The sequence below is a fragment of the Arthrobacter sp. SAFR-023 genome (genome assembly GCF_051965295.1).
Classification (GTDB): domain Bacteria; phylum Actinomycetota; class Actinomycetes; order Actinomycetales; family Micrococcaceae; genus Arthrobacter.
The window spans coordinates 44,683-69,537 of the sequence record NZ_JBQCMF010000017.1; the positions used below are offsets into that span (position 1 = coordinate 44,683).

The window sequence follows — 24,855 nt, forward strand, 5'->3', positions numbered from 1 at the left end:
TATTGAGGGTTCCCTAAACTTTTGGCTAAGGGTTACCGGCCGAAAAACCGCGGAATTACGCGGTAAAGTGGGCGATGCAATGGGGCCGCACTATGTCCCATCTACCCAGGAGTTCCCGTGTCTCAGCACGCAGAATCTGACCCCCACACCACCGGCAACGCGTCCGCTCCGCCTGCTTCAAGCAACGGCGCGACGTCCCGCCCCGCCGCACCCCGGCCGGAGCCCACCGCCGCGGACATCAAGCGCTGGCGCCAGTACCTCGCCGACGAGCGGGCCGAGGCTTCCGTCTACCGTGACCTCGCGCAGAACCGTTCCGGCGAAGAGCGCGCCATCCTTTTGGCCCTCGCCGAGGCCGAAGGCCGCCACGAGGCGCACTGGCTGAAGCTGCTCGGCGAGCACGCGGGCAAGCCCCGGCACGCCTCCTTCCGCAGCCGCCTCCTGGGCTTCCTCGCCCGGCACTTCGGGTCCGTTTTTGTGCTCGCGCTGGCGCAACGGGCCGAGGGCCGCTCCCCCTACACCAGGGAACCGTCCGCCACCCCGGCCATGGCCGCCGACGAGCAGATCCACGAGGAAGTGGTCCGCGGCCTGGCCACGCGCGGCCGCAACCGCCTGGCGGGCACCTTCCGCGCCGCCGTCTTCGGCGCCAACGACGGCCTGGTCAGCAACCTCTCGCTGGTCATGGGCATGGCCGCCACGGGTGTTGGCAGCGGCGTGGTCCTGCTCAGCGGCATCTCGGGACTCCTGGCCGGCGCGTTCTCCATGGGCGCCGGCGAATTCGTGTCCGTCCGTTCCCAGCGCGAGCTCCTGGCCGCCACCCGGCCCACCCAGGTGACGCTGGTGGCGGCACCCCAGCTGGACATCGAACACAACGAACTCCTGCTGGTCTACCTTGCCCGCGGCATGTCGCGCGAGGCCGCCGAACACCGGGTGGCCGAACGCATGGGGCTCTTCACGTGCGACTGCGATCCGAGCCTCTCGCTCCATCCCGAACTGCCCGAGACCGAGGACGAGCACGAAGCCGTGGGCACTGCCTGGGGCGCCGCGCTCTCCAGCTTCTGTTTCTTCGCTTCGGGAGCCATCGTGCCCATCATTCCCTTCCTTTTTGGCATGACCGGGATCGGCGCCCTGATCGTGGCGGCAGTCCTCGTGGGCATCGCGCTGCTGGCCACCGGCGGCTCCGTCGGCCTGCTGTCCGGCACCTCGCCGCTCACCCGCGGACTACGGCAGCTCGCCATCGGGCTGGGGGCGGCCGGCGTCACCTACCTCCTGGGCATGGCGTTTGGCGCCGTCATCGCCTGATTGACGGGCAGTGCCTGGGTCTTCTCGGATCGCTCAGCTGGTTTCCTGGCCTGGCGGGCGGAACTGTAAAATGGGCCTGTTTGCCTGATGCTTGTTTCCCTTGTCGAGGCGACGCCGCCGAGGAATGCCGTGAAAGGGGTGCAGTGGAGAGTCACGACCCTGGTCCCATTCAACGCCGGCACCCGCCGCGCCATTCGGGTCCGGCCACTGCGGCGGCGAGGTTTATCCGCCGCCTGATCGTGCTGGCCGCCTTTGGCTGTGCAGCATTCCTTGCGGCCGGAATGGCGTACGGGGACCCCCGCTTTGCCGGCGTGCTGAACTTCCGCATCGGTTCCGGGGACCAGCCCGCGTCACGGCAGGATGATTCCGGCAGGGACGATTCTGGCCAGGATTCGGCCGGGCAGGATCAGACTGGCCCGGATCGGGCCGGGCAAGCGGGGCAACCCGGGCACGGCGGCGAGTCTGGTGGGGCGGAGTACGGCGCGCCCGGAGGCCCAGGCAGTACCGGTGGCGCACCGCCGTCGGGCCTCGAGGAAGCAGCCGCTCCGCTGGGCACGCCGGCGCCACCTCCGGAGCCCAGCAGCTCGTACAAATTTCTGGCCGTGAACACTGACGGCTCCCCCGTGGGCTACTCACCCTGCCGTCCGCTGCATTACGTCGTAAATGCCAGCCTTGCGCCGGACGGTGCAGCGGGCTTGGTTTCGCTGGCGGTCCAGGAGATCTCGCGCGCCACCGGCATCCAGTTTGTCGACGACGGAGCCACCGACGAGAAGCCCTCGGACCAGCGCGCCCCCTACCAGCCAGGGGCCTACGGCGACCGCTGGGCACCCATGCTCATCAGCTGGACCACACCGGACGCGGCTCCCAAGCTGGGCGGCAAGGTCATCGGCACCGGCGGCAGCACCCACTACAGCTACGGAAACGGGCCCAAGAGCTACGTCACCGGCAGCCTGGAACTCGATGCCCCGCAGATGTCTGCGGAGCTCGAGCGCCCCGACGGCACCGCCTACGCCACCGCCGTCATCCTGCATGAACTGGGCCACGTGATGGGGCTGGAGCACGTTGACGACCCCGTACAGCTCATGTATCCGGAGATCGGCGCCCCCGACGGCTTCGCGGCCGGGGACCTGAACGGCCTGTATCAACTGGGCAAGGCATCCTGCCGCAAGGACCTGTAAGCCGCCTCCTTATTCCGGCGGGGTCTCATTCCAGCGGGGCGCCTTCACTCGCCGAGGACCGCCAGCGCCTCGTCCACGCTGTCCACCAGGAAGATGTGCTGCTCCATGGCCCGGCCGGCGGCCAGGCTTTGCAGCATGGGCCAGGCCGGAAACCGCTCCTCCCAGTGTTCCCGGCCCACCAGCACCATGGGCGTCATGGTCTCTTGGGCGCCGTAGTAGTTCTCGCAGGCATCCTGGAAGATCTCCTGCACGGTGCCCGCGGCACCGGGCAGGAACACGATGCCGCCGTTGCAGACCTCCAGGAGAATGGCCTCGCGGACGGCGTTGGCGAAGTATTTGGCGACGTGGGTGGCGAAATAGTTGGGCGGTTCGTGGCCGTAAAACCAGGTGGGAATGCCGAGGGACGCCGTTCCGCCCGGAAAGCGTTCGACGGCGGCAGCCGCAGCACGTGCCCACGCGGACACCGAGGGGCGGAAGCCGGGGACGGCCGCAAGCTCTCGAAGCACGCTCTGGAAATCGTCGTCGTCGGCCGCGCTGAGGTAGGCACCCAGGTTCGCCGCCTCCATGGCCCCGGGCCCGCCGCCGGTGGCCACCAGGTGGCCGCGGCGGGCCAGGAGCCGTCCCAGCGTGGCAGCGGCGGCGAAGCCGGCGGTCCCCCGCTGCAGCGCGTGGCCGCCCATAACCCCGACGATGGAACGGCCCCCGCTGTTGAGGCCGCGGACGAACTCCTCCAGGGCATCGCCGACGGCGTGATCGTGCAGGGCTGCCGCGAGCGTGGAATCGAGGCGGTTCCGCTGGCCCGGCCGCATGCTCCATTGGTAGACCAAGGCGTCGGGGGTTTTCTCGTAGGGGTCGTCGATGATGCCTGCGTACAGCTCCTGCGGGGTGTAGAGGCCCGCGCGGTACGGATTGAACGGAACACCGGTCAGCCGCGGAAAAATCAGTGCGCCGCGGCTGCGGAGTGAGGCCTCCACGCCCGGGTCGAAGGTGCAGCCCAGGAAAATCGCACCCTCGGCGTCCAGGGCGGCCAGGGCGCTGCCGCGTCCGCGGAGGTCAAGCGACTGAGCGTGCCAGCCGTGCATCGCCCGGGCCCCGGCACTCACCAGTCGGTCGAAGCTGGCGACGCTGTTCACCTCAAGGGTCCGCGGGCTGGGGTTCAGGCTGCCGGAGGGGTTCATGGTGCCCAGCCTAGTGCCGTGTTCCGGCGGACGCCGGAGCCAAAGCGACCCAACTGGGTAGCAGTTGTGGGCGTTCCCAGCGCTGGGAACGCCCTCAGCTGCTACTCAGCGGGGCGGGAACGAACGGGTCAGGAAACCTGCAGGCCGCCGTTGATGTCGTAGGTCGCGGCCGTGATGTAGCCCGAGTCCGCACCCAGCAGGAAGGAGATCAGCGCAGCCACTTCCTCGCGGGTGCCCACGCGGCCCATCATGATGCCCTCGGACATCTGGGCCTTGCGCTCCTCGGTCAGGGTGCCGCCCATGATGTCGGTGTCGATCGGACCGGGGGCGACGGCGTTCACGGTGACGCCGAACTCCCCGACCTCGCGGGCCAGGGCACGGGTGAACCCGACGATGCCGGCCTTGGAGGCGCTGTAGGCAACCTTGGAGTAGGTCCCTCCGCCGCGTTGGGCTGAGATGGAGGAAATGCTGACGATGCGGCCGAGCTTGCGTTCGATCATTCCCTTGAGGACCCGCTGTGACACCACGAAGGTGCCGCGCATGTTGATCGCGAAGACCTTGTCCCACTCGGCAACGGTGGTTTCCATGAAGGGCGTCGGCGAGCTGATGCCGGCCAGATTGGCAAGGGCCACGACCGGCGGCAGTGACTCTTCGACTTCCGTGATGGCCCGGTCCACGGATGCCTCGTCGGAGACGTCGGCGCCGACGCCGATCGCCTTCACTGCCCGGTTGGACCCGATTTCCGCGGCCGCGGCCTTCGCGTCCTCGGCGTTGATGTCCAGGATCGCGATGGACCAGCCTTCGCTGGCCATGCGGTCAGCTGCCGCGCGGCCGATGCCGCGGGCAGACGCCGCGCCGGTCAGCACAACGGTGCGCTCTGCGGGGAAAGGGGTGATTGAGCTCATTGCGGGTATTCCTTCGGGTGGTTCTCGGATGGGTTTTTAGCGGCTGGCCGGAACGTCTGCGGCGGCTTTGACTGCCGGATCCAGCGCGGCATCGCCTTCGGGGCGCTTGCGGGCATAGAGGTAGGTGGCCCCGGCCGTGACGCACAGGCAGAAGGAGAGGAACAGCAGGCCGCTCTGGTTGTTGCCGGTGGCGTCCTTCAGGATCCCCACTGCGTAGGGGGCAACGAATCCGCCCAGGTTGCCCAGCGAGTTGACCATCGCCAGGCCGGAGGCCGCGGCTGCGCCGGTGAGCGCTGCGGACGGCATCGACAGGAACGGCGCAATGGCCCCGTAGATGCCCATGGCCGAGGCGGTCAGGGCAATGAGTGCCAGGACAGGGTTGACCGGAAGCAGGAAACCGGCGGCGAGCAGGCCCAAGCCGGCGAGGACCATGCTGACGGCGCTGTGCCAGGCACGCTTGCCGGTCTTGTCAGCCCGCTTGCTCCAGAAGTAGACGAAGACCGCGGCGATGGCGTACGGGATGAGGACAATGAATCCGACCTCGGCGGTGGAGAACTTGCCCAGGGCGGCGACGATGGTGGGCATCCAGAGGCCCAGGCCGTAGATGCCGCAGACCAGGCCGAAGTAGAGGGCCGAGTAGACGATGGTGCGCTTGTCCTTCAGGCCTGCCAGGAAGTTGTGGCTGCTGCCCTTGGACTTGGCGGCCAGTTCGGCATCCATGGTGGTGGCGAGCCATTCTCGCTCGTCGGCATCCAGCCACTTGGCATCCCGCGGACGGTCCGTCATCAGGAAGGGGGTCAGCACGCCCAGCAGGATGGCGGGGATGCCTTCAATGATGTAGAGCCACTGCCAGCCCTGCAGGCCCATGATGCCGTCCATCTGGAGGAGCAGGCCGGACACCGGGGCGCCCAGCGCGTTGGAGACGGGCTGCGCCAGGATGAAGATGCCCAGAACAGTGACCCGCTGTGCGGCCGGGAACCACAGGGTCAGGTAGAAGAGGATGGCGGGGAAGAAGCCTGCCTCGGCCGCGCCCAGCAGGAAGCGGATGATGTAGTAGGTGGTTTCGCCGTTCACCAGGGCCATGGCCGCTGCGAAGATGCCCCAGGTGATGAGGATGCGGGCCAGCCACTTGCGGGCACCGAACTTGTACATGCCGGCGTTGCTGGGAATTTCGAGCACGGCGTAGCCGAGGAAGAAGATGCCGGCGCCCAGGCCGTAGGCTGCGGCGCTCAGGCCGATGTCCTCGCTCATGGTCAGCTTCGCGAAGCCGACGTTGTTCCGGTCCAGGTACGCGATGAAGTAGAGGAGCACAATCAGGGGCATTACGCGGCGGCGGACCTTGCGGAGCGTGCGGTCTCCAAGCTCGCCAAGTCCGGAGGACTTTGTGGTGAATGAAGTCATCATCGACCTTCTGTCTGTCGGTTCCGGTCCGGCGGCTTCGCCCGGGGAATCCGATGCTTTCTGATGGGGTTCTGTCCGCTTTCAGAGGGCAAACGCCTGATTCGATCTGATGTCAGACATCTGACGGAAGAACATGACCAAAAGCATAGGAGGGTGACGAGCATTACGTCAAGATGAAAAGGGCAGCCCCGGCAGAATCGCCGGGTTTACAGAGCCTAGGAACGGCTTCCGTGGACGTAGCGTTCGTAGTCCTCGAAGGTCTGGTCCATATGCTCGTCCATGGCCTTGCGGGCCAATTCGGAGTCGCCGGTGAGGATGCTCTCCAGCACGCGCTGATGGAAGGCGATGGCGTGCCGCTGGATCTCCTCAATCGCCGACGTCTCGCGGCGGGCGCGGTAGAGGGACTGGCCCAACTGCGCCAGGAGTGCGCGGACAAACGGGTTGCCGGAAGCCTTCAGGACAGTGTCGTGGAAGGCAATGTCCGCCGCCACGAACCCGTCAAGGTCGCCGGCTTGGTGGAACCTCTTCATGTCCGCGATGGACGCCCGCATCTCCTCGGCGTGCTCCGCGGAGTGGCGCCTGGCCGCGAGCGCGGCGGCGCCGGTCTCCACCATGCGCCGCACCTCGATCAGGCCGCGGGAAACCTGGTCGTCCGCGTTGCCGTGGGACGCCGCCTTGATGATCGCGTCGAGGCCGGTCCAGCTGTCTGGAGGGTTCACGAACGTTCCGCGGCCGGCTTTGACGTAAAGGATGTTCTGCGCCCGGAGTGCCTTCAGCGCTTCGCGGGCAGTCAGCCGGCTTACGTCGTAGGCCTTGGCGATGTCGGCTTCCGGCGGCAGCGCATCATGCGGCTTGAGCCTGCCGTCAAGAATGTCGTCCAGCAGACCGTCAACCAGGTCGTCAACAAGTGTCCTGCGCCCCATCGACTGCCCTACTTTCGCCTTGCCTATTGCTCCCAACACTACCGAAACCGGCGCAGTCCCAGTAAAAACGGCACGATGTGCGTCAGCCCGCGGCTTGGGCGCCCGTAACGTATGTGTCCAGCCTGGCAAGCGTCCTGTCGATATTCGCCGGATGGCGGCGCAGGTAGCCGGCGAGGCGGAGCAGGAATTTGCCACGGACGTGGCGCGCATCCCACTGTTCTGTCACCAGCGTTCCGGGCACGCCGCTACTGTCCGTTGCCGGCTCCAGCAGGTAACGCCACACGTGCCCGTAGAAGTGGCGCCAGCCGATCCGCCGGCCCTCGTCGAACTCAGTGACGGTGTTGAGGATCCGGTAGTCAACCCTGATCCTCATTTCCATGCCGAATTTGGCTCCCGGGCCAAGACGCAGCGGACCCCGCGGCTGGACGCCCTTAACGGTGCCTGATCCGTCGATTTCGCTGTGCAACGCGGGAGTGGCCAGGACCTCGAAGACCACGTCCGGCGCCGCGGCAATGAAACGGTCCCGGGACACCAGATAGCGGTTATTCATCGGGCCAGCCTAGCCCGCCGAATATGGGGCAGAATTTGAGGATGCAGAATTCACCGCGGAATTCAGGAACAGTGCAGACCCCAGACGCAGTGCAGAACCCGGACACAGCGCCGGATGCAGACGAGGTACAGAGTGCGGCGCCGCGCGATGAGCGCCGGCCGCGGATCGGCATCCCGGTCCGGCTGAGCAGCTCGGCAGATCCGGACCCGCGGGTGGCAAAGGCCAACAACCTCTTCGGCTGCATTGTCAGCCTTATCCGCGATGCGGGCGGCGAGCCGGTGCTGCTCACCGCCGAGTCGCTGGAAGCCGGACCGAGCGGCGCACCCAACAGCGGCGCACCCAACAGCGGAACGGCCGACGGCGGAACTTCCGACGGCGATAGGGCGCCGGACGGGCCCGAGGCGCTTGACGGCGTCGTACTTCCCGGCGGCGGCGACGTGGACCCGCGCCTCTACGGCGAGGCACCGGGGCCCACGCTCTATGACGTCAATGCGGAGCAGGACCGGCTGGACATCGCGGTGGCGCGGCGCGCACTCGATGCCGGCACGCCGGTGCTGGGAATCTGCCGCGGGCACCAGCTGCTCAATGTCCTCTACGGCGGAACGCTGCTCCAGGACATGACTCCGGGCACCGTGCCGCACCGCCAGATTCCGGCAGCGGCCAACAGGCCGTGGGTCTGGCACGAGGTGACCATCACCCCGGGATCCAAGGTGGCGAAGATGTACGCCGCCGCCGAATTTCCGGAGGCCGGCGGGACGGTCCCTGCCAGTGAGGGCGAGGCGCCCGCAGGTGACACAGCCGCGGGCGACGTACGCGCAATGGAGGTCAAGATCGCTTCCGGCCATCATCAGGCTGTGGACAGGGTGGCGCCGGGGCTGCTGGTGACCGCGGTGGCGGATGACGGCACGGTGGAGGCGCTGGAGGATCCCGGGCGGTGGGTCGCCTCGGTGCAGTGGCATCCTGAGGCCATGGAACTGACCGACGAGCAGAGGCTTGCCCCGTTCCGCGTGTTCGTGGAGGCGTGCCGCACCCGCTGACTGCCAGCGGCCCCTGACAGCCAGCGGTTCCCTGCTCAGGCCGCCATCTGCCGCGCTCCTTGACTGCCGGCGGCGCCCTGCTATGATCAAAATCAGAGTATGTCCTAACAAACGGACATGCACTGACATACAGGCCTTCTGGACGCAGGAACCTGCAGCGCAAAGGGAGCACTCAATGGCGAACCAACTACACCTCAGCATCGACCGCTCGTCGCCGGTGCCGCTGTACCACCAGGTCGTCCAGGGCATTGAGGCTGCCATCCATACCGGCCTGCTGGAACCCGGGAGCCGGCTAGAGAACGAGATTGATCTCGCCGCCCAGTTGAACCTCTCGCGTCCCACCATGCGCAAGGCGATGGATGAACTGGTCCGCTCCGGGCTCCTGGTCCGCAAGCGGGGTGTCGGCACACAGGTGGTGTCCAGCCAGGTCCGCCGCCCGCTCGAGCTGTCCAGCCTGTACGACGACCTGACGAACAACGGCAGCAAGCCCACCACCGAGGTGCTCACCTTTGCGCACATCGAGGCCGACGCCGCCACCCGGGAGGCCCTGCACCTCGCCGCCGGGGCTAAGGTCTACCATTTCACCCGGCTCCGGAAAGTGGGCGGCAAGCCGCTGGCCCTGATGGAGAACTGGGTGCGCGACGACATCACGCACATCGACGAGGACCTGCTGAAGGCGCAGGGCCTGTACGGCATCCTGCGCAGCGGCGGCGTCAACTTCCGGCTGGCCACGCAGCGCATCGGCGCCATGGTGGCCAACGACTACCAGGCTCCCCTGCTTGAGACGGAACCGGGCTCAGCCCTGGTCACCATGGAACGCACCGCCGTCGATGACACGGGCCGGAACGTGGAGACCGGACACCACGTCTACCGCGGCGACTCCTACAGCTTCGAAATGACACTGGTTCAGCGCTAGGAACAGGCAGACTCCTTCAGCGCGGGGCGGCGAAATGCCCGCCCATGCGCCGGGCTGTCATGCGCCGGGCCGTCGTACGCCGAACCGACCACCACACATCCGAAAGGGACACGAACTTATGGCTGAATGGGTATACCCCCTGGGCAGCGCAGCCGAAGGCTGCTGGGACGTCTCGCTGGGAACGTCCGACTCGAAACTTGCCGTGGAAGGCTGGGAACACACGGGACTGAAGGTGGCCACACTGGCGCCGGGCGCCGTCGTCGAACTCCCGCCCGCGGCCGAGGAACGGATTGTCATTCCGCTGAGCGGGGCGTTCACGGCCACCGTGGACGGGCTGGACCACCCCCTGGCCGGGCGCGCCAGCGTCTTCAGCGGCCCCACCGACGTGCTGTACTCCGGGACAGACAAGGCGGTGACGGTTACATCGTCCGACGGCGGCCGGGTTGCCATCGCGACGGCGCCCGCCAAGGTCCAGTACCCGACGCGCCTGATCACCGCGGCGGAGACGCCCGTCGAGTTGCGCGGCGCCGGAAACTGCTCGCGCCAGGTCCACAACTTCGGCACCCCCGCCGCGCTGGAAGCCGACCGCTTTATCGTGTGCGAAGTCCTCACGCCGGCAGGCAACTGGTCCTCCTACCCTCCCCACAAGCATGACGAGGAGAAGGAGGGCGAGACTCAACTCGAGGAGATCTACTACTTCGAGACGCGGGTGGCCGGCGTCCCGGGTTCAGCTTCTGCCGACCCGGGCAAGGATGCTGACGCCATCGGCTACCAGCGGGTCTACGCCTCCGATGACCGGCCCATCGACGTCTCGGCCGAGGTGCGCACCGGCGACGTGGTACTGGTCCCCTACGGCTGGCACGGCCCCGCCATGGCCGCACCCGGCTACGACATGTACTACCTCAACGTCATGGCCGGGCCCGGCCGCGTCCGCGACTGGCTCATCAGCGACGACCCGCACCACGGCTGGGTGCGCCAGACCTGGGACAGCCAGAACCTGGACCCGCGGCTGCCGTTCGGGGCGTAGCAGGCGGTCAGCGGGCGGCGGCAGGTTCGGCGTCGGCCGCTTCAGTCTGGATCGAAGGGCCGGTTGGACCCGAAGCGTCAGCCGCCGGCTCCGCCGTCGGGAATGAGGCAGTAGCCCTTGCCCGGGCGGCAGCGCCGGCCATCACCAGGAGGCCCAGCAGGGTAATCGCGGCCCCTGCCCAGATGGGCGACGTGTAGCCCAGGCCGGCGGTGATGGTCACGCCGCCGAGCCAGGCGCCGAGCGCGTTGCCCACATTGAACGCGCCGATGTTGGCTCCGGACGCCAGCGTGGGCGCCTTGGCCGCGTACTTCATGACGCGCATCTGCAGGCCCGGCACGGTGGCGAACCCGAAGCCGCCGAGGAGCAGCAGCGAGGCGATGGTGAGCACCTGGTTCCCCGCGCTCAGGGCGAATACCACCAGTACGACGACGAGGACCGAGAGTACGGCCAGCAGGGTGCGGTCCACGTCGCGGTCGGCCGCCCTTCCGCCGAGGGTGTTGCCGATGAACAGTCCGACGCCGAAGACAATCAGCAGCCAGGGCACCGTCGAGGCGGCGAATCCGGAAACCTCGGTGAGGGTGAAGGCGATGTAGGTGAAGGCGCCGAACATTCCGCCGTAGCCGAGGACGGTCACCAGGATGGACAGCCACACCTGGCCGGAGCGGAAGGCCCGGAGTTCGCTGCGGAGTCCGACTCTTTTGGCGTCACCGTTCCCGGCCTTGGGCACCAGGGCCGTGATGCCAACCAGCGCCAGCACCCCGATGCCGGTGATGGCCCAGAAGGTGGAACGCCACCCGGCCGCCTGTCCCAGCAGCGTGCCGAGCGGAACGCCCAGGACGTTGGCGGCCGTGAGCCCGGTGAACATGATGGCGATGGCGGCGGCCTTTTTGGTTGGGGCGACCATGCTGGCCGCCACCACCGCCCCGATGCCGAAGAAGGCGCCGTGCGCGAGGGCGGCAACCACGCGGCCCGCCATCATCGCTGAGTAGTCGGGGGCAATCGCGGACAGTAGGTTGCCGGCGATGAAAAGTACCAGCAGCATGGCCAGCACGGGCTTGCGCTGGAAGCGGGAGACTGCAGCGGTGAGTCCCAGCGCTCCCACCACGACGGCGAGGGCATAGCCGGAGATGAACCAGCCGGCGGACGCTTCGCTCACCTGGAAGTCCGCGGCCACTTCGGGGAGCAGCCCCATGATGACGAATTCGGTGAGTCCGATGCCGAACCCGCCGAGGGCTAGGGCTATTAGGCCAACGGGCATGGATGTGCTCCTTCGGAACTGTACGGAAAGAGGAGCGCGGCGTAAGGTATTAGTTGCACACGCGCTATTTCTTGTATGCCACTAATTGTTGCATACGCAAATATAGCGCGCAAGCAACTATCTGTGCCGTGCTCCGTTTCCGGAGAGCCGGACCGAAGGAGGAGAGAGCCCATGGGCATCAAGGACGACGCCGTGGAGGTGCGCGCCCAAGGGTGGCGCACCCTGGCGGCCCTGCACGGGCTGATCGAGGCAGAGCTCGAACGGTCGCTGCAGGGGCAGGCCCAGCTCTCCGTCGTCGAATACACGGTGCTGGACGCGCTCAGCCGCCAGGACGGGTGGCACATGCGCATGCAGCAGCTGGCCCGGGCCACCGCCCTCAGTGCCAGTGCGACCACCCGCCTGGTGAACCGGCTGGAGGACCGTGGCCTACTGACCCGCATCCTGTGCGGGGACGACCGCCGAGGCATCTACACCGAACTCACCGACAGCGGGAGCAAGCTGCTCGCAGAAGCGCGGCCCGTCCACGACGCCACCCTCGAGCGGACCCTGGCCGAAGCACAGCAGGTGCCGGAGCTGGCACCCCTGGTGGATGCCCTCCCCCGCCTCCACGTAGGCGTCTAGAGCTGCCCGCCCGGCCCTCCGGCCGCCGTCGTACGCCTGAGTGACTGGTCGGCCGCCGTCGTACGTCCCGGTGCAAACCTGCCTCCGGCACTGGAGTTTTTGTGCAGATAATGCCCTCTCGAAGGCCTCGAGAGGGCATTATCTGCACAAAAACTCCGTGCGGGAGCGGTCTTATTGGACCGGGGTGTTCGTTCCGACGGCGATCCTTGCTTCGACGGGGACGCCCGCCTGGTGCTTGAAGTAGTGCTCCACGTCCTCGAGGCTCTTGTCTTTGGTCTCGGGAACGTACTTGGCGGCAAAGAGAATCGCCCCGACACCCAGGACGGCGAACACGAAGAACGTGTTGGAGATGCCGACGGCGGCGAGCAGCTGCGGGAAGCCGAAGCCAATCAGGAAGTTCACGATCCAGAGCACGAAGGCCGATGCGCCCATGCCGAGGCCGCGCAGCTTCAGCGGGAAGATCTCCGAGAGCATGAGCCAGGTGACCGGTGAAATGGCCCCCTGCTGGAACGCGAGGAACGTGACGGTCAGCGCCAGGATCACGTAGCCTCGGCCGGTCCCCTCCGGCAGGATCAGCGAGAAGAGGCCGATCAGCAGCAGCGCCGATGTGGTTCCGATCTGGCCGGTGATCAGCATCCGGCGGCGCCCCACCTTGCCGAGCAGCCAGATGCCCACGAAGGTGGCCAGCACGGAGATGACACCGTTGGCGATGTTGGCGCTGAGCGCGGCTTCGCGGCCGAAGCCGGCATCCGCCAGGATCTGCGTGCCGTAGTACATGATGGAGTTCACGCCGGTGATCTGCTGGATCACGGCAAGGCCGACGCCGACGAAGAAGATCCGCCGCAGCCAGGGGACCTGCAGGTCCTTCCAGGAACCCATCTTCGACTTGTAGTCCTCGACGGCCATGGCCTTGACCTCGTCGAACTCCGCCGTGGCCTCGGCCTTGGAGCGGATGCGCTGAAGCACGCCGAGTGCCTCGCCGAAGCTGCCCATGGAGGCCAGCCAGCGGGGGCTTTCGGGCATGAACGCCATGCCGATCCACAGGGCGACGGCCGGCAGCGTGGCGATCACCAGCATCCAGCGCCAGATGCCCCCGGCCTCGCCGAAGGTGTTGCCGAGGTAGGCGTTGAATATGAAGGCGAGCAGCTGCCCGGTGACAATCATGAGTTCGTTCTGCGTCACGATCCGCCCGCGCCGGGCCGACGGCGACACCTCCGCGAGGTACACCGGCACCGTCACGGACGCCCCGCCCACGGCCAGGCCCAGGATGAACCGGGCCGCCACCATGAACTCAGTGCTCGGGGCCAGGGTGCAGGACAGCGTGCCGATCAGGAAGATGACGGCAAGGACCATGATCATCTTGCGGCGGCCGTTCCGGTCCGCCAGCCGGCCGCCGAAAAGCGCACCGAAGGCAGCGCCGAACAGCAGCGACGACGTCACCATTCCCTCGCCCAGCGGGGTCAGGCCCAAGTCCTCCTGCATGTAGGGCAGGGCACCGTTGATGACGCCTGTGTCGTAGCCGAAGAGCAGGCCACCGAAGGTGGAAATGATGGTGACCGTGCGGAGCGCCCGCTGGTGTTTCAACTCAGCCTTGCTGGAAGGCGCGGCTGTCATACGCTGACCTTCTGCACGTACTGCTTCATGGTGTCCAGCTGGAAGCGGGAAACCTCCTCGGCATTGTCGTCTTCGGCGAAGACGCTGGACACCATCACGGTGTCGTCCCGGTCCAGGAACCCGATTTCCTTCAGGCCGCCGAAGAACTCGTCCCAGTTCACGTCGCCGTCGCCGATCTTCAGGTGCTGGTGCACCCGGACGGCGTTGCCCGGCGGGTTGGTGATGTAGCGCAGCCCGTGCGACGCGTGGTGGTCCATGGTGTCGGCAACGTGGACCAGGCGCAGCTTGTCCCCCGCCGCGCGCATGATGTCCAGCGGCGAGTTCTTCATGTGGAAACTGTGCGAGGCCACGTAGACCATGCCGACGTTCTTGGAGTTCAGGCCACGGATGACGCGGATCGCGGCAAGGCCTTCCTCCACGAAGTCGTCCGGGTGCGGGTCGATGAGCAGGTCGATGCCTTCGCGCTCGATGATGGGGAGCAGTTCCTCCATGGAGCGGTAGAACGCGCGCTCGGATTCCTCGGCCAGCTCCGGCCGGCCGCTGAACTCGGTGTTCATGGTGCTCACGCCCAGGTCCACGGCGATCTGGATGGCGCGCTTCCAGTAGCGCACTGCTGCCTCGCGGGCGTCCTCGTCCGGGCCAGACCAGCGCAGCACAGGCAGGATGGACGCGATTTCGATTCCGGCGTCGGTGCACGCCTTCTTCAACTGGCCCACCAGTTCGTCGTCGGCCTTCGGGTGGTTGTAGAAGGGGATGAAATCCGGGTGCGGCGTCATCTGCATGTACTTGTAGCCGAGGTCGGCCACCACCTTGGGGAACTCCAGCAGGCTGTGGCTGTGGTGGAAGGGGGTGGGGTCAAGGGCGATTTTCACGAGGAACACTCCATTGTGGAAAGAGTCGGTTAACGAGCGGAGTTTTTGTCCAGATAATGCAACCTTGAGGGCCTCTAAGTCGCATTATCTGGACAAAAACTCCAAGGGCGGGTGCTTAGCTGTAAAGCGCAGGCTTGGCGTTCAGCTTCACGGCCACCTTCTCGCCGTTCTTCTGGGCCTCCACACCGGCTTCGCAGCAGGCGGCGGTGGCGTAGCCGTCCCAGGCGCTGGGTCCGCCGATTTCGCCGCGGAGCGCCGCGTCAACCCAGGCCTGGATTTCCACGTCGTACGCGGCACCGAAGCGCTCTTCGAAGCCGGGCGTGACCTTGCCGCCCCAGCGGCCGTTGCTGCGGAGGTACGGGCCGCTGTCGCCGCCGATGCTCACGATGCCGTCCTCGAAGGAAGCCTGTGTGGCCACTTCGTAGCCGAACTTCGCGTTCACGTAGATTTCGACGTCGGCCAGGACGCCGGACTCGGTTTCGATCAGGACGTGCTGGGGATCGTGCTGTCCGGTCGGGGCGTTCTTCGTAGCCTTGCCGAGCCGAACCTGGACGGACGTGATCTCTTCGCCCGTGAAGAAGCGGATGGCGTCGAACTCATGGACCACGGAATCGTTGATGAGCATCTCGTTGGTGAAGCCCGCGGGCGTGCTGGGGTTGCGGTGCTGGTGGTGCAGCATGAGCAGTTCGCCCAGTTCGCGGTCGCGGATGACCGAGCCGAGGGCCGCGTATTCGGCGTCGAAGCGGCGCATGAAGCCCACTTGGATCCGCTTGTGGCCCAGCTTCTCCTCAGCCTGGACAATCTTCCAGGACGACTCGGCATCCGGCGTCAGCGGCTTTTCGCAGAGGATGGGAATGTCCTTGGCGATGGCCTTGAGCAGGATCTCCTCGTGCAGGAAGCCGGGCGTGGCGATGAGGACGGCGTTGACGTCGCCGTTATTCAGCGCCTCTTCGGCGTCGGCCAGGGCAACGGCCCCGGGGATGCCCTCGATGGCTGCCTGCGCACGGGCGAGGTCAACGTCGACGACGGCGGCAACCTCAGCGCCGTGGATGCGCTTGCTGAGGCGCTGGATGTGGTCCGCGCCCATGCGGCCGGCGCCGATAACGGCGACGCGAAGGGTTTCAGTCATTGTTCTTTCCTTACGTTTGGGATGCCGGGCGGAGGCTAGTTGACCGCGGTGCGGGAGCCGCAGGACAGCAGGTAGTTGCGGGTGCGTTTGGCGATGGGCATGGGAACGTCGAAGGCCACCGGGTACATGTCCTGCTCCACGATGCCGAAGATCGGGCGGTCCAGGGCCTCGACGGCCTCGATGACGGCGCGCAGGTCCGGCAGGCCATTGGGCGGCTCCGTCATGACGCCGGCCAGGTTGGCCGCGGCCCAGGTCATGTTTTCCTCGTTGACCCTCTTCAGGACGTCCGGGTTGATCTGCTTCAGGTGCAGGTACCCGATCCGGTCCGGGTAGTTCTTGATGAGCTCCAGGCTCGAGGCACCGCAGTATTCCGCGTGGCCGGTGTCCAGGCACAGGTTGAGGTACTGCGGATCGGTAGCGCCCAGCAGCGTTTCGATGTCCTCCTGGGCTCCGACGTGCGAGTCGGCGTGGGAGTGGAACTGCTGCTTGAGGCCGAAGTCCTCGAGCAGCGTCTTTCCCAGTCGATTGTGGCCGGCGAACAGGTCGCTCCAGGCTTTGTCGCTAAGCGTGCCGCTCTCCACGGCCTCGCCCGTGACGTCGTCGCGCCACATCGCGGGGATGACCACGATGTGCTCGCCGCCCATGGCCGCGGTCAGTTCGGCGACCTTGCGCGCTGGCTCCCAGGCCGTCTCCCACTGGTCCAGGCCGCGGTGGAACGCAGTGAAGACGGTTCCGGCGCAGACCTTCAGGTCGCGCTGCTTGAGCTCTTCTGCCAGCCGGGTGGGGTCGTTGGGCAGGTAGCCGTAGGGGCCCAGCTCGATCCGCTTGTAGCCGGACTCGGCCACCTCGTCCAGGAAGCGCTCCCACGGGGTCTGCTTGGGGTCATCCGCAAACCACACGCCCCAGGAGTCGGGCGCGGTGCCGATGATCAGCTTGTTCTCTGTCATTGCTCAATCCTTAGATTTCCCAACTGACTCGCAGTTGTTGTCGTTTTGAGGGCTCATAGCGACAACTAATGCCAGTTAGTTGGGTGGGACGGGGGCTAGTTGGAGGGGAAGTTGTAGGAGGCGCCGGAGGCGTGGTGGGTTTCGGGCCAGCGGGAGGTGACGACCTTGCCGCGGGTGTAGAAGGAGACGCCTTCTGGGCCGTAGATGTGCTTGTCGCCGAAGAGCGAGGCCTTCCAGCCGCCGAAGGAGTGGTAGGCCACCGGGACCGGCAGGGGCACGTTGATGCCGATCATGCCCACGGTCACGGAGCGCTGGAACTTCCGGGCTGCGGCGCCGGATGAGGTGAAGATCGCGGTGCCGTTGCCGTAGGGGTTGGAGTTGATCAGCCTGATGCCGTCCTCCAAGGTATCAACGCGGACGACGACGAGGACGGGTCCGAAGATCTCCTCAGTGTAGGCGCTCATTTCGGTCTTGACGTGGTCCAGGACCGTGGGCCCGACCCAGAACCCGTCTTCGTGGCCGGGGATGACGAGGTCGCGGCCGTCCACCACCATCGCGGCGCCCGCTGCTTCGGCTTCGGTGACGATCTTGACGATGCGTTCCTTCGAGGCCGGGGTGATGACCGGGCCCATTTCGGCGCCGGGTACGGTGCCGTTGTCGACCTTGACGGCGGTAGCGCGCTCTTCGACCTTCTTGACCAGCAGGTCCGCGGCGTCCCCGACCGCGACGGCGACGGAGATCGCCATGCAGCGCTCCCCGGCCGAGCCGAACGCGGCGGCGGCGAGGTGGTCCGCGGCGTTGTCCAGGTCGGCGTCGGGCAGGATGATGGCGTGGTTCTTCGCCCCGCCCAAAGCCTGGACGCGCTTGCCGTGGGCGGTGGCGGTCTCGTGGACGTACTTCGCGATCGGGGTGGAACCGACGAAGGAAATGCCGTCCACGTCCGGGTGGGTCAGCAGCCCGTCGACCGTTTCCTTGTCGCCGTGCAGGACCTGGAACACGCCATCGGGCAGGCCGGCGTCCTTCCACAGCTTGGCCAGCAGCAGCGAGGCGGAGGGGTCGCGTTCGGAAGGCTTGAGGATGAACGCGTTGCCGGTGGCGATCGCCATCGGCGCCATCCACAGCGGCACCATGACCGGGAAGTTGAACGGCGTGATGCCCGCGACGACGCCGAGCGGTTCGCGGAAGGAGAAGACGTCGATGCCGGTGGAGACCTGGTCCGAGTAGTCACCCTTGAGCAGCGTGGGGATGCCGCAGGCGAACTCGATGACCTCCAGGCCGCGGCCGATCTCGCCCTTGGCGTCGGAGATGACCTTGCCGTGCTCTGCCGTGATCAGCTCGGCGAGTTCGTTCACGTGCTCGGCGACGAGTTCGCGGAACTTGAACAGCACGGCGGTGCGCTTGGCCAGGGAGATGTCACCCCAGGAGTCGGCGGCGGCGCGGGCTGCTGCGACGGTGGTGTCCAGGTCGGCGCGGTTGGCCAGCCGCAGCTCCGCAGTGACCTGCCCGGTGGCAGGGTTGTACACGGGGGTGGTGCGGTCACCTTCACCGGCGGTCTCGGCGCCATTGATGAAGTGGTTGATGGTGGTGGTGACGGTCGTCGTTGACATAAAGATGACTTCCTTGGTCTGTAGCTTGTCGTGAAGCGTGGGGGAGGTTAGCCGAGCAGCTTGCGCTGGCGGGATTTGTGGTCGATGTATGTCTGGAAGGCCTGCTTGGTGGAGTCGAGTTCCGAAACTGCGGAGACGGGCACGTCCCACCAGGATTCGGAGCTCGGCGCGTCCAGCAGCGGGTCGGATTCGACGTGGATCACGATCGGGCCTCCGCGCTCCGGGGCGGCCTTGGCGTCGCGGATGGCCTGTTCAAGTTCGGCGATGGCCTTCTCGCCCGGCTCGATCCGGATCACCTTCACGCCGAGGGACTCGGCGTTCAGGGCCAGGTCCACCGGGAGGGTGTCGCCCTCGTCGAAGCTGTGCTGTTCCTCGTCCAGGACGCGGTACTGGGTGCCGAAGCGCTGCGAGCCGAGCGATTCAGACAGCGAGCCGATGGAGGCGTAGCCGTGGTTCTGGATCAGGACCACGATCAGCTTGATCCGCTCGGCGACGGCGGTGACCAGTTCGGTGTGCATCATCAGGTAGGAGCCGTCCCCCACCATCACGACGACGTCGCGCTGGGCGCCGCCCTTGGCGGCCTCGGCAAGCGCTGCGCGCTTGACGCCCAGCCCGCCGGGGATCTCGTAGCCCATGCAGGAGTAGGCGTATTCGACGTGGTAGCCGAACGGGTCGCGGACCCGCCACATCTTGTGGAGGTCACCGGGCAGGGAGCCGGCGGCGCAGATGACCACGTCGGAGGCATCCATGGCCCGGTTGGTGGCACCGATGATCTCGTTCTGCGCCGGCAGGGGGCTGAAGCGCGTGTCGAACGCCGTATCCACCGTGGTGTTCCAGCGCTCCTTTTCGGCGGCGATCTGCTGCTCGAGGTCGGCACCCACGCGGTAGCCGCCCAGTGCCTGGTTGAGCTTGACCAGTGCCTTCCGGGCGTCCGCGACGATCGGCAGCGAGGTGCCGTGCTTGTACGCGTCGATCGGTGCGACGTTGATGTTGATGAACTTCAGGTCCGGGTTCTGGAACGCGGTCCGGGACGCGGTGGTGAAGTCCTCGTAGCGGGTGCCGATGCCGATGATCAGGTCCGCTTCGGCTGCCAGGGCGTTGGCCGCCGTCGTGCCAGTGGAGCCAATGGCGCCGAGGGAGTACTTGTGGTCCCACGGCAGGACGCCGACGCCGGCCTGCGTGTTGCCCACAGGGATGCCGGTCAGTTCGGCCAACTTCGCCAGTTCCTCGTTGGCGTACGCGTACAGGACGCCGCCGCCGGCGATGATCAGCGGCCGCTTCGCGGCCCGGATGGCTTCGGCGGCACGGGCGATGTCGTCGTCGTCCGCTTCCGGGCGGCGGATCCGCCACTCACGCTCGGCGAGGAACTCCTCGGGAACGTCGAACGCTTCGGCCTGGACGTCCTGGGGCAGCGAGATGGTCACCGCGCCGGTTTCGGCCGGATCCGTGAGGACGCGCAGGCCGTGGTGGAACGCGGAGAACAGCTGCTCAGGGCGGGTGACCCGGTCGAAGAACTTGGACAGCGGCCGGAACGCGTCGTTGACCGTGAGGTCGTACGCGTAGGGCTGTTCGAGCTGCTGCAGCACCGGGTCCGCAGCACGCGTGGCGAACGTGTCGGACGGCAGCAGCAGCACCGGCAGCCGGTTCGTGGTGGCCAGCGCGGCACCGGTGAGCAGGTTCGAGGAACCCGGACCGATTGAGGTGCTGATCGCGAAGGTCTGACGGCGGCGGGTGTGCCGGGCGTAGCCCACGGCCTGGTGGGACTGGGCCTGCTCGTTGCGGCCCTGGTAGTACGGCATGATCGTCGGATCGAGCTGCTGGTACTGCTTCAGGGCCTGGCCCACACCGGCCACATTGCCGTGCCCGAAAATACCGAACGTGCCCGGAATCAGGCGTTCGCGGAAATCGACGCCACCCACGGAATCAACGGTGTACTGCTTGGAAAGGTATTCGACCACGGCCTGCGCCACGGTCATCCGGCGGGTTCCTGTTCCTGTTTTCGTCCCCATGGGAGCTACTCCGATACTTCTGCGGTGAGGGCTGATGTGGTGTGGTGGAGGAGCGATGCGGCCGCGGCGACCGCTCCGGCAACGTCGCCGTCCTGCGGGTACAGCAGGGTCCGGCCGACGGTAAGTCCCTGCACGCCGGGCAGGGCGAGGGCGGCTCCCCAAGTGGCGAACACCTCGTCCTGGGTGCCTGCCGGGTCCCCGCCCAGCAGCACGGTGGGCATGGTGGTGGCGGCCATGACGCGTTCCATCTCGGCAACGACCGGCAGCTTCATCCAGGTGTAGGCGCTCGTGGAACCCAGGCCCTCGGCGATCCCGATGGACTTGATCACGGCGTCCGGGGTCAGGTCGTTGCGGGCCCGGCCGTTCTCCCGGACGGACAGGAACGGCTCCACCATGGCGATCAGCTTGCGCTCGGCGAGCGAGTCGATGGCCCTCGCCGTGGCCTCGAGCAGCGCAACCGTGTCCGGGTCGCCGAGGCAGATGCGGGTCAGCATCTTGCCGCCGTCCGCGCCCAGTTCTTCCAGCGCCGCGGCGGTGTGTCCGGTGAAGCGGTCGTCGAATTCGTTGATGAGGCCGGCGAGGCCGCCGCGGTTCATCGAACCGAACACGAGCTTGCCGTCGAGGGCGCCCAGCAGCAGCAGGTCGTCCATGATGTCCGGGGAAGCCAGAATGCCGTCGACTGCCGGGTTGGCCAGCGCGATCTGCAGCCGGTCCAGGAGCTGGCGGCGGTCGGCCATGGCCACCGGGTCGCTGCCGACTGAGAGGGCGCCGCGGGCCGGGTGGTCGGCGGCGACGATGAAGTTCTGCCGGCCGTGCTTCAGGCCGGGGTGGCGGCGGCGGGCCTTGGCTGCCCGGGCCACGGCGTCGGGGTCTTCGAGCCGGATGGTGCTCAGGTGTTCGTATCGGCGGGGGTTGTCATCCACCGCCAGGGCAGCGGAACCGGGGTTGAGGCTCACAGGGCCGCTCCTTCGGGGGTGAGTTGGCTGGGAGCTGAGTCCTGGCCGGGAACAGCAGCATCGGGAACAAGGCGTCCGCGCTCGGCGAGCAGGGAGGTCACCTCAGCGGGGGTGGGCATGGCATCCGCACAGGACAGCCGGGAGGCAACAATGGCGCCGGCAGCATTCGCGTAATCCAGGACCTGTGCCAGCGGCCAGCCGGAGAGCAGTCCATGCACGAACGCGCCGCCGAAGGAGTCGCCGGCACCCAGGCCGTTGACGGTCTCAACCGGAACCGGAGCGGAGACCACGCGCTCGGTGCGGGTCTTGGCCATCACACCTTCCGGGCCGAGCTTGACGACGGCGATTTCGACGCCGGCGGCCAGCAGGCGGTCCGCCTGCTCATCCGGGGTTCCCGGGCCCACGGCCACAGAGCATTCCTGGTCGTTGCCGATGGCGACGGTGACGTGCGGCAGGATCCGGGCCACCTGCTCCCGGGCTTCCTCCTCGGAGGCCCAGAACATGGGGCGGTAGTCGAGGTCCAAGATGGTGTACTGGCCCTGCGTCAGGCCGGAGCGGGGCCGCGCTTCGTGGGCCTTGATGTGCGCTTCGCGGCTCGGTTCCTGGCACAGGCCGGTTACCGTGGACCAGAAGATCTGTGCCTCGCGGATGGCGTCCGTGTCGAGCTCGTCGGCCTGGATCTGCAGGTCCGGTGCCGTGGGGAACCTGCCGTAGAAGTACAGCGGGAAATCATGCGGCGGCTGGATGGCGCAGAACGTGGCCGGTGTCTGGAGCCCCTGGACCGGGCTGACGAAGGAATCATCGACGCCGAACTTTTCCAGTTCGCGGTGCAGGTACGTACCGAAGGGGTCGTCTCCGGTGCGGGTGATAACGCCGGTCCGGCGGCCGTGGCGGGCGGCGGCAACAGCAACGTTGGACGGCGAGCCACCGAGGTACTTGCCGAAGGACGTGACATCCTCCAGCCCCACCCCGATGTCGTTCGGGTAGATATCAACGCTGATTCGCCCGATCGTGAGCAGTTCGTGGGTCACGGTGATCGTGGACCTTTCTTTTGGATCTCAACCTCTAAGCAGCCGAACGGCCAAGGCTCCGGCGTTCCGCGCGGCCCCGTGAGCGGGACCACAAGAACTACTGTGCCCTAGAATTTATGTCCTGTCAAAGGTTTGTACTGACATACTTACAACAAGCAGAACTTGCCCGTTGCCGCGCATTCCGCAAGTGCAAAATCGGGTCGCAGGGGGCAGCCCTTCGAGCCCTATTTCTTGGGTACGGCAAGCTCTCCGGTCACGTACTGCGCGCGGCCAAACCCGAAGGACCAGTCCCCCGCCGTGTTCTCGACATAGCCGATGAAAACGTCCTCGCCGGCGACTCCCAGAGCCCCCAGCTTGTCCGCCACTGCGGCAAACAGGTTCTGCTTTGCCTCCTGGCTACGCCCACCCTGGGTGAAGATCTGGATCATAACGACGTCGCGTGTGCGTTCGAAGCCCAGGCCCGCGTCCTGCGCCACGATTTGGCCCGGCGCATGTTCGGTGACGATGTGGAAGTAGTCGCGTTCCGGGATTCCGTACTCGGCCAGGATTGCGTCGTGGATACCCCGGCTTAGGCGGCCAAGTTCACCCTGGCTGCGCCCGGAGTGGACATCGATTCGTACGAGCGGCATCTGCTCTCCTTTGATAGTTTGTCCTGACATTCTATCAAAGTGCGGCAGTTGCGCAAGAGCCCAAGTAGGTAGCAGCAGATGGCGTTCCCAGCTCTGGGAACGCCATCTGCTGCTACCTAGTTGGGTCCTTAAACGTCCGACGGCGGCCGGTGACCTTCGAGGTAAAGGTCACCGGCCGCCGTCGGACGATTCTGTTGTGGTGCGGGCCCTACTTGGCGAGCAGCTCCTCGAGCCGCTCGTAGCCGTCGGACAGGCCGCTTTCCATGCCTGATTGGGCCATCCCGTCGCGGGCTTCCATGCTGGGATAGACAGAGTGGGCCCGCAGCCGGCACCTGCCGCCGCCCAGGTCCTCGAAGCTCATGAATTCGATGCTGACGATGTCCGGGTAGCCGCTGAACTCGAAGGTCTGGATGGCGAACTCGTTTTCACGGACGGTGTGGAAGATGCCGCTGAAGGCGTACGTCACCCCGTCCGGGCCGGTGTGGTTGTACAGGTACGTGCCTCCGGAACGGAAGTCGTAGTGGTCGATGTCGATGTTGGTGCCGCGCGGGCCCAGCCACTGGGCGATCAGCTCAGGCTCCTTGTGCGCGCGGAACACGTCCGGCACCGGGAAGTCGAACTCCCGCTCAAAGTCGATGAACGGGACGCCGTCGGGGACGGTCAGTTTAAGTGCATTGGTCATGATCGGTCCTTGTCACTGCCGCAGTGCTTCGAGACCGCCAACATAGACCCCACTGCCGCGCCGGGGCAAGGGTCAGCCGCCCGCGCTTAAACAAGCAACGCGGGGTCACCCCGCGCCCAATCCGGGGGGTGGATTGGGCTGGGAGTGACCCCGCGTTGCTTGAAGTGGGCCTTAGAGTGCTGCGAAGACTTCGCGCAGCAGCTTGGCGGTCTCGGAAGGCGTCTTGCCGACCTTCACGCCTGCAGCTTCGAGGGCTTCCTTCTTGGCCTGGGCGGTACCGGCGGAACCGGAGACGATGGCGCCTGCGTGGCCCATGGTCTTGCCTTCCGGCGCGGTGAAGCCGGCCACGTAGCCGACGACCGGCTTGGTGACGTTGGCCTTGATGAAGTCGGCCGCACGCTCTTCGGCGTCGCCGCCGATTTCGCCGATCATCACGATGGCCTTGGTCTCCGGGTCAGCCTCGAACGCAGCCAGGGCGTCGATGTGGGTGGTGCCGATGATGGGGTCACCGCCGATGCCGATGGCCGTGGAGAAGCCGAGGTCGCGCAGTTCGTACATCATCTGGTAAGTCAGCGTGCCGGACTTGGAGACCAGGCCGATGGGGCCCTTGCCGGTGATGTTGGCCGGGGTGATGCCCACGAGGGCCTCGCCCGGGGTGATGATGCCGGGGCAGTTCGGTCCGATGATGCGGGTGACCTGGTTGCCGTCGGCGTCGACCTTGGACTGCGCCAGTGCCCAGAACTCGGCTGAGTCCTGAACCGGCACGCCTTCGGTGATGACGACGACCAGGCCGATGCCGGCCTCGATGGCTTCAACAACGGCGTTCTTGGTGAATGCCGGCGGAACGAAGACGATGGAGACGTCTGCACCGGTCTCGGCGATGGCTTCCTTGACGGTGCCGAAAACGTTGATTTCGTTTTCGCCGTGCAGGACGGTGGTGCCGGCCTTGCGGGCGTTGACGCCGCCCACGATGTTGGTGCCGGCCTTGAGCATGAGGGCGGTGTGCTTGGTGCCTTCGCCGCCCGTGATGCCCTGGACGATGACCTTGGAGTCCTTGTTCAGATAAATAGACATGTTTTCTTTCCT

Annotated in this window: 23 protein-coding genes; 6 read left to right on the forward strand and 17 right to left on the reverse strand. The window is 66.6% G+C overall.

Annotated features, from left to right (window positions below; translation table 11 throughout):
• Positions 1-117 precede the first annotated feature (117 nt).
• Together ACTHQX_RS17565 and ACTHQX_RS17570 are read left to right on the forward strand one after the other, a co-directional pair.
• Positions 118-1,299, forward strand: coding sequence for a VIT1/CCC1 transporter family protein (locus tag ACTHQX_RS17565; protein WP_440158922.1), 1,182 nt, complete (start codon positions 118-120; stop codon positions 1,297-1,299).
• 143 nt (positions 1,300-1,442) lie between these two features.
• Positions 1,443-2,477, forward strand: coding sequence for a matrixin family metalloprotease (locus ACTHQX_RS17570; RefSeq protein ID WP_440174636.1), 1,035 nt, complete (start codon positions 1,443-1,445; stop codon positions 2,475-2,477).
• A 44-nt stretch (positions 2,478-2,521) separates the two neighbouring features.
• Here ACTHQX_RS17570 and ACTHQX_RS17575 read toward each other — a convergent pair whose 3' ends face one another.
• From ACTHQX_RS17575 to ACTHQX_RS17595, 5 genes are all read right to left on the reverse strand, one after another.
• On the reverse strand, positions 2,522-3,655 hold the full coding sequence (locus ACTHQX_RS17575) for an LOG family protein (protein ID WP_440158924.1): 1,134 nt from the start codon (positions 3,653-3,655) through the stop codon (positions 2,522-2,524).
• A 128-nt stretch (positions 3,656-3,783) separates the two neighbouring features.
• Positions 3,784-4,560 carry an SDR family NAD(P)-dependent oxidoreductase gene (locus ACTHQX_RS17580; RefSeq protein ID WP_440158925.1) on the reverse strand — a complete coding sequence of 259 codons (777 nt, stop codon included), beginning with the start codon at positions 4,558-4,560 and terminating at the stop codon, positions 3,784-3,786.
• A 36-nt stretch (positions 4,561-4,596) separates the two neighbouring features.
• Positions 4,597-5,964 carry an MFS transporter gene (locus ACTHQX_RS17585; RefSeq protein ID WP_440158926.1) on the reverse strand — a complete coding sequence of 456 codons (1,368 nt, stop codon included), beginning with the start codon at positions 5,962-5,964 and terminating at the stop codon, positions 4,597-4,599.
• 212 nt (positions 5,965-6,176) lie between these two features.
• A complete protein-coding gene (locus tag ACTHQX_RS17590) occupies positions 6,177-6,884 on the reverse strand; it encodes a FadR/GntR family transcriptional regulator (RefSeq protein WP_440158927.1) in 708 nt (235 codons plus the stop codon).
• 82 nt (positions 6,885-6,966) lie between these two features.
• Positions 6,967-7,434 carry an SRPBCC family protein gene (locus tag ACTHQX_RS17595; protein WP_440158928.1) on the reverse strand — a complete coding sequence of 156 codons (468 nt, stop codon included), beginning with the start codon at positions 7,432-7,434 and terminating at the stop codon, positions 6,967-6,969.
• 71 nt (positions 7,435-7,505) lie between these two features.
• Here ACTHQX_RS17595 and ACTHQX_RS17600 point away from each other — a divergent pair, with 71 nt between their 5' ends.
• The 3 genes from ACTHQX_RS17600 (at position 7,506) to iolB (ending at position 10,414) form a co-directional block, all read left to right on the forward strand.
• Positions 7,506-8,471 (forward strand): gamma-glutamyl-gamma-aminobutyrate hydrolase family protein, encoded by a 966-nt coding sequence (locus ACTHQX_RS17600; RefSeq protein WP_440158929.1) that lies wholly within the window; start codon positions 7,506-7,508, stop codon positions 8,469-8,471.
• Positions 8,472-8,646: 175 nt separating this feature from the next.
• Positions 8,647-9,387, forward strand: coding sequence for a GntR family transcriptional regulator (locus tag ACTHQX_RS17605; RefSeq protein ID WP_440158931.1), 741 nt, complete (start codon positions 8,647-8,649; stop codon positions 9,385-9,387).
• A 118-nt stretch (positions 9,388-9,505) separates the two neighbouring features.
• The gene (iolB, locus tag ACTHQX_RS17610; RefSeq protein ID WP_440158933.1) at positions 9,506-10,414 is read left to right on the forward strand and encodes a 5-deoxy-glucuronate isomerase; all 909 of its coding nucleotides are present in this window, start codon (positions 9,506-9,508) and stop codon (positions 10,412-10,414) included.
• Between the two features lie 7 nt (positions 10,415-10,421).
• Here iolB and ACTHQX_RS17615 read toward each other — a convergent pair whose 3' ends face one another.
• The gene (locus ACTHQX_RS17615) at positions 10,422-11,672 is read right to left on the reverse strand and encodes an MFS transporter (protein WP_440158934.1); all 1,251 of its coding nucleotides are present in this window, start codon (positions 11,670-11,672) and stop codon (positions 10,422-10,424) included.
• A gap of 171 nt (positions 11,673-11,843) precedes the next feature.
• On the opposite strand from ACTHQX_RS17615, the gene ACTHQX_RS17620 reads away from it, so the two are divergent.
• Entirely contained in the window at positions 11,844-12,293 is a 450-nt protein-coding gene (locus ACTHQX_RS17620) for a MarR family winged helix-turn-helix transcriptional regulator (RefSeq protein ID WP_440158935.1), read from the forward strand.
• Between the two features lie 171 nt (positions 12,294-12,464).
• Here the strand turns inward: ACTHQX_RS17620 and ACTHQX_RS17625 are convergent, their stop codons facing one another.
• From ACTHQX_RS17625 to sucD, 11 genes are all read right to left on the reverse strand, one after another.
• Positions 12,465-13,907, reverse strand: coding sequence for a sugar porter family MFS transporter (locus tag ACTHQX_RS17625; RefSeq protein WP_440158936.1), 1,443 nt, complete (start codon positions 13,905-13,907; stop codon positions 12,465-12,467).
• Positions 13,904-14,779: a sugar phosphate isomerase/epimerase family protein gene (locus ACTHQX_RS17630; RefSeq protein ID WP_190607601.1), complete on the reverse strand. Its 876-nt coding sequence runs from the start codon at positions 14,777-14,779 to the stop codon at positions 13,904-13,906. The genes ACTHQX_RS17625 and ACTHQX_RS17630 overlap by 4 nt, the downstream gene beginning before the upstream one ends.
• Before the next feature lie 115 nt (positions 14,780-14,894).
• Positions 14,895-15,908 carry a Gfo/Idh/MocA family protein gene (locus ACTHQX_RS17635; RefSeq protein ID WP_440158937.1) on the reverse strand — a complete coding sequence of 338 codons (1,014 nt, stop codon included), beginning with the start codon at positions 15,906-15,908 and terminating at the stop codon, positions 14,895-14,897.
• A 35-nt stretch (positions 15,909-15,943) separates the two neighbouring features.
• Positions 15,944-16,855 (reverse strand): sugar phosphate isomerase/epimerase family protein, encoded by a 912-nt coding sequence (locus tag ACTHQX_RS17640; protein ID WP_440158938.1) that lies wholly within the window; start codon positions 16,853-16,855, stop codon positions 15,944-15,946.
• A 95-nt stretch (positions 16,856-16,950) separates the two neighbouring features.
• The gene (locus ACTHQX_RS17645) at positions 16,951-18,462 is read right to left on the reverse strand and encodes a CoA-acylating methylmalonate-semialdehyde dehydrogenase (protein WP_440158939.1); all 1,512 of its coding nucleotides are present in this window, start codon (positions 18,460-18,462) and stop codon (positions 16,951-16,953) included.
• A 47-nt stretch (positions 18,463-18,509) separates the two neighbouring features.
• Complete coding sequence (iolD, locus tag ACTHQX_RS17650) at positions 18,510-20,438, reverse strand: 3D-(3,5/4)-trihydroxycyclohexane-1,2-dione acylhydrolase (decyclizing) (protein WP_440158947.1); 1,929 nt, start codon at positions 20,436-20,438, stop codon at positions 18,510-18,512.
• 38 nt (positions 20,439-20,476) lie between these two features.
• A complete protein-coding gene (locus ACTHQX_RS17655) occupies positions 20,477-21,427 on the reverse strand; it encodes a Cgl0159 family (beta/alpha)8-fold protein (protein WP_440158940.1) in 951 nt (316 codons plus the stop codon).
• Positions 21,424-22,458 (reverse strand): 5-dehydro-2-deoxygluconokinase, encoded by a 1,035-nt coding sequence (iolC, locus tag ACTHQX_RS17660; RefSeq protein WP_440158942.1) that lies wholly within the window; start codon positions 22,456-22,458, stop codon positions 21,424-21,426. The genes ACTHQX_RS17655 and iolC overlap by 4 nt, the downstream gene beginning before the upstream one ends.
• Positions 22,459-22,682: 224 nt before the next feature.
• Positions 22,683-23,087 (reverse strand): tautomerase family protein, encoded by a 405-nt coding sequence (locus ACTHQX_RS17665; RefSeq protein WP_440158943.1) that lies wholly within the window; start codon positions 23,085-23,087, stop codon positions 22,683-22,685.
• A gap of 208 nt (positions 23,088-23,295) precedes the next feature.
• Positions 23,296-23,769: an SRPBCC family protein gene (locus ACTHQX_RS17670; RefSeq protein WP_440158983.1), complete on the reverse strand. Its 474-nt coding sequence runs from the start codon at positions 23,767-23,769 to the stop codon at positions 23,296-23,298.
• A gap of 171 nt (positions 23,770-23,940) precedes the next feature.
• Positions 23,941-24,843, reverse strand: a complete 903-nt coding sequence (gene sucD / locus ACTHQX_RS17675) for a succinate--CoA ligase subunit alpha (protein WP_102973203.1) — start codon at positions 24,841-24,843, stop codon at positions 23,941-23,943.
• Between the last annotated feature and the right edge of the window lie 12 nt (positions 24,844-24,855).

What these genes read in the sequence shown, in the direction of transcription:
- ACTHQX_RS17615 (WP_440158934.1), bottom strand. Translation starts at nt 11,672, where the DNA reads ATGCCCGTTGGCCTAATAGCCCTAGCCCTCGGCGGGTTCGGCATCGGA.
- iolD (WP_440158947.1), bottom strand. Translation starts at nt 20,438, where the DNA reads ATGACCGTGGCGCAGGCCGTGGTCGAATACCTTTCCAAGCAGTACACC.
- iolB (WP_440158933.1), top strand. Translation starts at nt 9,506, where the DNA reads ATGGCTGAATGGGTATACCCCCTGGGCAGCGCAGCCGAAGGCTGCTGG.
- ACTHQX_RS17605 (WP_440158931.1), top strand. Translation starts at nt 8,647, where the DNA reads ATGGCGAACCAACTACACCTCAGCATCGACCGCTCGTCGCCGGTGCCG.
- ACTHQX_RS17620 (WP_440158935.1), top strand. Translation starts at nt 11,844, where the DNA reads ATGGGCATCAAGGACGACGCCGTGGAGGTGCGCGCCCAAGGGTGGCGC.
- ACTHQX_RS17625 (WP_440158936.1), bottom strand. Translation starts at nt 13,907, where the DNA reads ATGACAGCCGCGCCTTCCAGCAAGGCTGAGTTGAAACACCAGCGGGCG.
- ACTHQX_RS17580 (WP_440158925.1), bottom strand. Translation starts at nt 4,560, where the DNA reads ATGAGCTCAATCACCCCTTTCCCCGCAGAGCGCACCGTTGTGCTGACC.
- ACTHQX_RS17590 (WP_440158927.1), bottom strand. Translation starts at nt 6,884, where the DNA reads ATGGGGCGCAGGACACTTGTTGACGACCTGGTTGACGGTCTGCTGGAC.
- ACTHQX_RS17575 (WP_440158924.1), bottom strand. Translation starts at nt 3,655, where the DNA reads ATGAACCCCTCCGGCAGCCTGAACCCCAGCCCGCGGACCCTTGAGGTG.
- ACTHQX_RS17595 (WP_440158928.1), bottom strand. Translation starts at nt 7,434, where the DNA reads ATGAATAACCGCTATCTGGTGTCCCGGGACCGTTTCATTGCCGCGGCG.
- ACTHQX_RS17585 (WP_440158926.1), bottom strand. Translation starts at nt 5,964, where the DNA reads ATGATGACTTCATTCACCACAAAGTCCTCCGGACTTGGCGAGCTTGGA.
- ACTHQX_RS17665 (WP_440158943.1), bottom strand. Translation starts at nt 23,087, where the DNA reads ATGCCGCTCGTACGAATCGATGTCCACTCCGGGCGCAGCCAGGGTGAA.
- ACTHQX_RS17635 (WP_440158937.1), bottom strand. Translation starts at nt 15,908, where the DNA reads ATGACTGAAACCCTTCGCGTCGCCGTTATCGGCGCCGGCCGCATGGGC.
- sucD (WP_102973203.1), bottom strand. Translation starts at nt 24,843, where the DNA reads ATGTCTATTTATCTGAACAAGGACTCCAAGGTCATCGTCCAGGGCATC.
- ACTHQX_RS17670 (WP_440158983.1), bottom strand. Translation starts at nt 23,769, where the DNA reads ATGACCAATGCACTTAAACTGACCGTCCCCGACGGCGTCCCGTTCATC.
- ACTHQX_RS17640 (WP_440158938.1), bottom strand. Translation starts at nt 16,855, where the DNA reads ATGACAGAGAACAAGCTGATCATCGGCACCGCGCCCGACTCCTGGGGC.
- ACTHQX_RS17645 (WP_440158939.1), bottom strand. Translation starts at nt 18,462, where the DNA reads ATGTCAACGACGACCGTCACCACCACCATCAACCACTTCATCAATGGC.